This window comes from Streptomyces cupreus (assembly GCF_014257025.1).
GTDB classification, from domain to species: Bacteria; Actinomycetota; Actinomycetes; order Streptomycetales; family Streptomycetaceae; genus Streptomyces; species Streptomyces cupreus.
Map to the genome: position 1 here is coordinate 1 of NZ_JACMSF010000159.1, position 1623 is coordinate 1623.

2 protein-coding genes are annotated in these 1623 nt (G+C 69.1%); both read left to right on the plus strand.

Annotated features, from left to right (window positions below; translation table 11 throughout):
* The first annotated feature begins 147 nt into the window (after positions 1-147).
* Positions 148-744: a transposase gene (locus H4N64_RS44065; RefSeq protein ID WP_418896346.1), complete on the plus strand. Its 597-nt coding sequence runs from the start codon at positions 148-150 to the stop codon at positions 742-744.
* Positions 731-1623, plus strand: an 893-nt coding sequence (locus H4N64_RS44070; protein ID WP_260860460.1) for a transposase, incomplete at its 3' end; no start/stop codon positions are given. The genes H4N64_RS44065 and H4N64_RS44070, both read left to right, overlap by 14 nt.

Genomic DNA, 1623 nt, shown 5'->3' on the forward strand with positions numbered 1-1623 from the left:
CCAGGTCAGCGAAGTGAGCGAGGGATCGTTTCGGCAGAGTATGTCCCGGCATGGCGAGCAAGACGGTCGAGGCTTGTGCTGTTTCCCGGGATCGATGTGCGAGTGGAGCGCGTCAGCGGCTCCTCCGAAGTCCTGGTGGTGGAGGCGGTGTCCACCGCTCGCCCGGGCCGGTGCCCGGACTGCCGGAAACAGGCGAGGCACACACAAAGCTCGTATCAACGCGACCTGGATGAAAGGCCGTTGGGCTCTCACCGGGTCATAGTCCGGCTGCGGGTCCGCCGATACTTCTGTGACCGGAAGAGCTGTTCCCGCAAGACGTTCGTCGAGCAGGTGCCGGGCCTGTCCGAGCGGCACCGTCGCTCCAGCACCGGGCTGACAGGCTGGCTGCGGACGATCGCGATCGAGCTCGGCGGACGTCCGGCCGCGCGGTTGTGCCGCCGCCTGCGGCTGGCCGCGGGCCGGACCCGGCTGCTCAGGCTGCTGACAGCGCCGACGGTGCCGAACCGCGCGCCGCGGGTGCTGGGGGTGGACGAGTTCGCCTTCCGCAAGGGCTGCACCTACGGCACCGTGCTGGTCGACGTCGAGGCCGACCGGGTCGTGGACGTACTGCCCGACCGCACCTCGGAGACGTTCGCGGCCTGGCTCACCGAGCATCCCGGAGCCGAGATCATCTGCCCGGGACCGGGCCACCGCCTACACCAAGGCGGTCAGGGAAGCCGCCCCTCATGCCCTGGAAGTCGCTGATCGCTGGCATTTGCTGCAGAACCTGTCCGCTGCGGTGGAGAAGACCTGCCACCAGCACCGCGACTTCCTGCGCAAACGTGCCGAGGAGGAGACGGTGACCGAGGCGCCAGAGCCGCCCCCGATGCTGTCACCGCCCGCGGAACTGCCCCGCACCCAGATCATCGAACGCACCCGCCACCGCTACGAGGACATCCACCGCCTGCTGGAGAAACGCTGGACGATCAGCGCCATCGCCCGCCGTCTCAACCTCGACCGCAAGACCGTTCGCCGCTTCCGCGACACCGCTCTCGACGAGCTGCTGGCCTCCGCCCGCGAGCGACGCCCCAACGGCGTCCTGGAGCCGTTCAAGGCATACCTCAACGCCCGCTTCACCGAAACCCAAGGCCAGGCCAGCGGCACCCAGCTCTTCCTGGAGATCCAGGGCCGCGGCTACCGCGGCAGCCGCCAGGTCGTCCGCAAACACCTCGCCGCCCTCCGCGCGGGCACCGCCGAACCGGTCCGGGCCGACATCCCGAGCGCCCGCAAGATCACCTCGTGGATCATGCGGCCCCGGGAGACGCTCACCGAGAGCCAGGAGGAGCGACTCCTTCAAGTCCGGCTCGCCTGCCCGGACATCACCCGGGCCTGCGACCTCGCTCGGGCGTTCGCCGACATGCTCCGTCACCAGCGCGGATACCTGCTGCTGGAGTGGATCCAGCAGGCCGAGCAGGACGCACCGAAGCCCATGAAGGGCTTCGCCGGCTTCCTCCGCCAGGACCTCGACGCAGTGACCGCCGGCCTGACCCTGCCCTGGAGCTCTGGAGTCGTCGAAGGAAACGTGAACCGGGTGAAGACACTCAAGCGGGCTATGTACGGCCGAGCCTCGTTCGAACTCCTCCG